This window comes from Limosilactobacillus oris DSM 4864 (assembly GCF_001434465.1).
Classification (GTDB): Bacteria; Bacillota; Bacilli; order Lactobacillales; family Lactobacillaceae; genus Limosilactobacillus; species Limosilactobacillus oris.
On sequence record NZ_AZGE01000047.1, the window covers coordinates 1 to 6,512 of the forward strand.

At 52.9% G+C, this 6,512-nt stretch carries 4 protein-coding genes; all 4 read left to right on the top strand.

The genetic code is table 11. The features are described 5' to 3' along the window. Window positions 1-111: 111 nt before the first annotated feature. Window positions 112-969: an AraC family transcriptional regulator gene (locus FC49_RS09320; protein ID WP_003711638.1), complete on the top strand. Its 858-nt coding sequence runs from the start codon at window positions 112-114 to the stop codon at window positions 967-969. Window positions 970-1,213: 244 nt separating this feature from the next. Next, a complete protein-coding gene (locus FC49_RS09325) occupies window positions 1,214-3,547 on the top strand; it encodes a hypothetical protein (protein ID WP_056984875.1) in 2,334 nt (777 codons plus the stop codon). Continuing rightward, a complete protein-coding gene (locus tag FC49_RS09330; RefSeq protein WP_056984876.1) occupies window positions 3,547-4,920 on the top strand; it encodes an MFS transporter in 1,374 nt (457 codons plus the stop codon). The genes FC49_RS09325 and FC49_RS09330 overlap by 1 nt, the downstream gene beginning before the upstream one ends. Window positions 4,921-4,933: 13 nt before the next feature. Further along, window positions 4,934-6,439, top strand: a complete 1,506-nt coding sequence (arfA, locus tag FC49_RS09335; protein WP_056984877.1) for an arabinosylfuranosidase ArfA — start codon at window positions 4,934-4,936, stop codon at window positions 6,437-6,439. Window positions 6,440-6,512: the final 73 nt, after the last annotated feature.

The window sequence follows — 6,512 nt, forward strand, 5'->3', positions numbered from 1 at the left end:
TTGTTAAGCAGCTCGTGCCTGGACTTTGGGACAATAATCAGGACAGCCTTTTGTCTTCCGGCCTCCTAATTGGTTATAATGATGATAGAAAAGTTTTAGGATGGTGGGAGAATGCCAAAGTTTATTTCAATTTCGTGTCTGCCGTTGCCAACCTTTGTGCAGGGTGGGTATGCTATCTTTGACGAAGGTGAAAAGCATCCGGATCGTGATAACCTGCAATACTTTGTCCTCTTTACGATTGTGAAGGGGAGTTTGTATATCGCGGAAGACGGCACCAACTATACCCTCAAGCCCGGTGATACTTTTCTCTTGCTGCCCCAACACCACCATTATTCTTGGAAAAAGATTGATCAGCGGACCGAGTATTACTGGATTCACTTTTCCGTCCTGGGCAGTTGGACGGAGGATGAACGGCCCCATCAAATGGCACCGAACATTGCGATTCCCAAGCAGCACTACTTTACTCCCGCGGTGACCCTAGTGATCAAGAAGTGGCAGCAGGTCGACACGGCACCCTTGATTCCCCTAATTGACCGCCTGCTTAAATATAGTTCGGAGCAAAATAGCGTTGGCTTTTGGCAGAGCCAGCAATTATTTATCGACATTATCCAATTCGTCCAGTACGCCTTGCCTTCGGTTTCGTCAACGGAGCAGTTAGGAAACCGGGTAAAGAGCTACTTGATTAACCACTTTAGCGAACCAGTGACTAACCAGGTCTTACAGGAACGCTTCCATCTGCACCCCAACTCCATTACTCGCAAGTTTGAGGCGGAATTTTACATGACCCCCAAGCAGTACCTCAACAACTACCGCTTGATGGAGGGGGCCCGGCGTCTGCGCACCACGGGCCAGTCAGTTGCTCGGATTGCCGAAGAAGTCGGTTACCAGAATGTCTACTATTTTTCGAAGCAGTTTAAGAAGAAATTCAATTGCAGCCCGAGTGAATATCGTCAACAAACTCCCCAGTAGTTGGTACTTTTCCCCACTTAGTAGGGTGAAAAAAGACAAACCAAAAGTGAAAATCTATAATAAAGTTTTCCCTAGTGGCGGGAGGGAGCCGTCATCCGACTGTGCAAAAGTATTAATTGATGGTGAATTATTTTAGGAAAAAGCGTTGTGAAATTTTAAAAGCAGCTGGTAATGACCATTATCTTAGTGGTCATTTTTTTATACACTAATTTTGTAAACGATTACATAAAGAGAGGCGGATTGAATGACAATACCGCGGGTAAATTTTGAACAAAACGAACGCGGGGCACTAACAAGGCTGACTTTTAATGATGATCCGACGGGGATGAACTGGGTGGTTGCGCCCGACTACCTTGACCAGGTGGGGTACAGCGACCAGGACAAGCTATTCGGTGAATTTCAACTGGTGGTCAACGGGACGCCTTACCAAAGCACTGATTACCAACCGAAACTGGTGACGGATGACGATACCAGTACGGTTAATTACCGGCTGCCATTGGTGGACCTTCGCGAGGATTATGATGCCAGTGGTCAGGAGCTAAGGTGGGGGATTAAGCTGAAAAACACGAGTCGGCAGTCAATCTCCATTGACCACCTGGGAATCTGGCTAAGCCTTGCTTACATCATGTATCGTGATGCGGATGTGCAACGAAATGCTGAGCAGTCGGCGGCCGTCTTTCCGACGATTTCGCCCAGCTTCACCAAGTTAGCGGCGGTTCGCCGAAAGAGTGGGCTACCGAATCTCGGCTGCTATCAGTTAACGGGGACGGTCCGGTCAGTGGGGACCTTTGCGGAGTACACCAACCGCTTTTTTGAAAATGTTTCGCCATCACTAGACGGGCTCCTGTTTCACCAGTTGGTGCTGGCGGGAGGATACCCCCACGGCCAGGCGCCGCACAATGACTGGATTTATTCCCGGGCCGGCTTGCGACTCGCACCTGGTGAGGAACGAGAATGGCAGTTTGCCTTCGCGGAATTTGCCGACCAGGCTGACTTTTACCGGCTGGCCCGTCACCGCTTCGGCCACCCCCAGATTACTTTTGCGCCGCTGGTCGACAGTGGTCAGGACCAGGTCGTGACGATTGACAGTCCCCAGGCGGTTAAACGGGTGTGGCTGATTAGTGGGCCTGCCGACTGCTTAACGACAGAGGAGGTGACGAAGCAGCTCACCGGCGGGCGCTTGACAGTCAGCGCCCGGCAGCCGGGTGAACACCAGCTCCAGTTTGAATTTACCGACGGGAGCACCGACATGGTAGTCTTTAACGTCATGGACTCGATTAGCAAGCTCCTGGAACGGCGGACGAACTACCTGTGTCAGCATTCCTATTCCGGTCCGGGAGGGCGGGTGCCAGACAGTTTTGCCCCCCTTTCCAACCAGGGGGAATCGTTGGGAAAACTGAACTTCATTCTCCAAGAATGCCTTCTGAATCAGCAACAGCCAGACCGGGTGGGCGCGATTCGGAAGGTGGAAGCCAGCACGGTCAACTATGTGCGGCCAAAATGGTTTGTCGACGGTGACTTTTTGCGCCCCCGCAAGCTCTACGGTGACTTTTACCGGGTGATGGACCTGGAATACATCGCCCACCTCTTCTACCTGCTCTCACAGTGTGCGGATGAGGAGCTGGAAATAAACCCGGCTAGCACCTACCTCAAGTGGGCGGCGCAAGTCTTTGACGTCCGTGTCAACCCGGACCTCCATGATAACCAGCGGGGGAAAGAGGAAGCCCAGATGCTGGGGGTCTACTATATGTATATTAACGACTTGCTGGCCGACCTCAAACGGGCGGGACTGACTAAAGAATATTCTGAAATCAGTCAGTCCTGGCAAGCTGCCATTAACCGGGTCGCTGACCAAAGCAGCACGCTCAAGGCGGCGGTCACGGAGCACTTCTTTGATAATGCCGGCTTCGGTCCGGCGGCGGGGGCCCTGGCAGTCAACGGCGACAATGTGGCGGCTCGGCGGTATGCCCGCCTGCTCAAAGCCAATATCGGTTTTAGCAATGACTTCCGGTCGCAGGCCCCAGACCGTTGGTGGGAGGCACTATCCTACATGATGCACTCACTCTGGGGTGGCATCACGGCGGCAGCCGCCCAAATTGCCGGTGAACACCTTGGCGACCCTGAACTGGTGGCGGCTGGCTACCGTGCGACGGTGGCGATGCTCTACCTGTATGATTCTAACGCCACGGCGACCGACCGGATCCTCAAACCGGGGGAGGCGGCTTCCACTTATAGCATTGCCGGTCCCAACATCAACCGGCCTGACCTGTCTCGGAACCGGTTTGGGCAGTCGATATTCGCTTCTAACGGCGGAATTTTTGCCCGGCTCTTCCCGGATGGCTATACCGGCGAGGATGATTGGGACATGGGAGAAGAGCTGGTCGCCTACCTCAACGGCTTTGGGCAGAAGACCTACCTGTACCGGGATGATACTGACCGGTGGCGGGCGATTAACGGCCGGGTCACCGACGATGGCGAAGTGGTAACCATGGCACCGTACATTAGGGAATACGTTGACCTGACCAACCACCGGGTTATTAAGACGACGGAACGCAAAATTAAACTGGAGGAATTATAATGACAAGCAAACTTAGTCAAGCCATCAATAAAAAAACAAAGATTCCTTTTCACCGGATGTTAGCCTATGCTAGTACCGATGCGGCGGGGAACCTGCTCTACACAACGGTCACGACTTTTATCCTGTACTACTACACGGATGTCTTTGGACTTTCGGTAGCCGCCGCGGGGACCATCTTGCTGGCCGCCCGGATCCTGGACGCCTTTGACGCTCCGGTGTGGGGATTCATTATTGACCATACCCACACTCGCTGGGGACAGAGCCGGCCGTTCTGGCTGTGGATGTTGGCGCCCTTTGCCATCTTCTTCATTCTGATGTTCTGGTCACCGAGCCTGAGCGCGTCCGGCAAGTTCTGGTGGGGCCTGTTGACCTACCTGGTCTTCGGGATTTGCTACACCGGGGTCGGAACGCCAATTACGTCGATCCTGCCTAACCTCAGTAATGATGAGGACCAGCGTTTGAAACTGAACAGTACCCGGAGTATTGGGGGAATGGTCGGTTACTTCATCACGGCCACCTTCACGCTGAGCTTTGTTGAATTCTTCTCTACCGGGACTGCCCAGTCGGGTTGGCGAAACACCGCGATTGTCCTTGGGATTGTCGGCTTTGCATTATTGATTTTTGCCTTTTCAGATACTCGGGAAATTAACAAGCCAAAGAAGGCCATCTCCATCATTAGTTCGATTAAGGCGGCCAAGGCGAACTGGCCGTGGTTCATCCTGGTAATTGTCTTTATCTTCTATTGGTTGGGGAACGCTTCCCGGACGTCCGTCGTGGTTTACTACACCCAGTACAATCTGGGACAAAAGAATTTTGCGTCGGTTTTGAACGCCTTGGTAATGTTTCAAATTATCGGGATGGTTGCCATTCCGTTCCTGGTTAAGAAGTTCTCCAAGACCCATGTTCTGATGGCGGGGATGTTCCTGGCCGCCCTGGGACAAATCCTGATTTACTTTACTGGCAGCTCCCTGGTTATGCTGGCCGCTGCTTGGAGTCTGGCTTCGATTGGGACGGGGATTTCTGTGACCCTCCCATTTGCCATGCTGGCGAACACCGTTGATTATGGTGAATGGCGTAATGGTATCCGGGCTTCTGGCTTCCTGACGGCGATTGGGTCCTCCTTTGCCATCAAGATGGGGTCTGGCCTCGGCGGCTGGGCACCATCCGTCATCCTGGCTCACGCTGGCTACCATGCTGGGGTTGCTCAGACGGCTGCTTCACTGTCCGCCATCAAGTTCTGTATCTCCTTTTTACCAGCGATCTTCTTTATTATCGGTGGAATTATCATCTTGGGATACGCCCACTTTGAAAAGGAAGAACCACAAATTAAGCAGACCCTGCAAGAACGGCGGGGTCAAGTAGCAGCGGACTAAGAGGAGGCTCATGATGAAAGCAAAAATGACAATTGATGCCGCGGACCGGGTAGCCAAGGTTGATGAGCGGATTTACGGTTCCTTTATTGAACAGCTCGGCCGGGCGGTCTATGACGGGATTTATCAGCCGGGCCAAAAAACAGCTGACGCCAACGGTTTGCGCCAGGACGTGATTGACGCCGTGCGGAAACTGAACGTGCCGATTGTCCGCTATCCGGGTGGTAACTTTGTCTCCCAGTATAAGTGGGAGGACGGGATTGGTCCAAAAGACCAGCGGCCAACCCGGCTGGACCTTGCCTGGCAGACGATTGAAACTAACCAGTTCGGTCTCCACGAGTTCATGGACTGGGCGGAAAAGGTCGGTACCCAGGCTAATATGGCGGTCAACCTCGGTACCCGGGGAATTATGGCAGCGGCCAACCTGGTTGAATACTGTAACTTTCCGGGCGGCACCTACTGGAGTGATTTGCGGAAGCAGAATGGGCGTGAGAAACCGTTTGGTATCAAGACCTGGTGCCTTGGCAATGAGATGGATGGCCCGTGGGAAATCGGTCAGAAGACAGCCTATGAGTATGGGCACCTGGCAAATGAAACGGCCAAGGCGATGCGGCGGGTTGACCCGTCGCTAGAATTGGTTGCTTGCGGCAGCTCCTCAATGGATAATCCAACCTTTGGCGACTGGGAGAGGACGGTGCTGGACCAGTGCTACGATAACGTTGACCTCTTGTCCCTCCACCGCTATTACGGCTACTATGGGGATGATGATCCGAACGAGTTGGATAACTACCTCGGCAAGAACGTCGATCTCGACCGGTTTATCAAGGGAGTTGTTGCCATCTGCGATGCGGTCAAGGCCAAGAAGCGGTCGCAGAAGCAGATTAACCTCTCCTTTGACGAGTGGAACGTTTGGTACCATTCCAACCAACAGGATGAGGAGACCGAGCACTGGCAAAAGGCACCGCATCTCCTGGAGGACATTTACAACTTTGAAGATGCCCTGCTGGTTGGCAGCTTGCTGATTACCTTGTTGAAGAATAGTGACCGGGTCAAGATGGCCTGCCTGGCGCAACTGGTCAACGTGATTGCGCCGATTATGACGACTGACGATGGCGTTTGGTACCAATCCATCTTCTACCCGTTCATGCAGGTGTCCAACCTGGGGAAGGGGGTCGCATTGACGCCCCACGTGGCAGTAGATTCTTACAAGTCACGCGAATTCGATGCAGTGCCATATCTTGATAGCATTGCGACCTACGATGAAGAACACCAGCAGTTGGTCATCTTTGCGGAGAACAAGCACCAGGAAGATGAATTAGACCTGGACCTTTCCCTGCGTGACCTGACCATCACTGGGGTAGAAGAGGCTACAGAGTTCTGTGGCTACGCGCCGAAGCAGACGAACGAGGATGGGGCGATGAAGCTCCACCCATTGACGGGCGTGGAAACTCATGACGGTCACCAGCTGACGGCCCACCTCAAGCCGTTGTCCTGGAACGTGATCCGCCTGCAAGTTAAGTAAACTCCTAATTAATAAATAACAACCTAAAAGCGACCGAGAATTATTTCGGCTCTACAATTTTAAGTACTGATGG

Bases quoted from the DNA above. Each gene is read 5' to 3' on its own strand.
- arfA (WP_056984877.1), top strand. From the start codon at position 4,934: ATGAAAGCAAAAATGACAATTGATGCCGCGGACCGGGTAGCCAAGGTT.
- FC49_RS09320 (WP_003711638.1), top strand. From the start codon at position 112: ATGCCAAAGTTTATTTCAATTTCGTGTCTGCCGTTGCCAACCTTTGTG.
- FC49_RS09330 (WP_056984876.1), top strand. From the start codon at position 3,547: ATGACAAGCAAACTTAGTCAAGCCATCAATAAAAAAACAAAGATTCCT.
- FC49_RS09325 (WP_056984875.1), top strand. From the start codon at position 1,214: ATGACAATACCGCGGGTAAATTTTGAACAAAACGAACGCGGGGCACTA.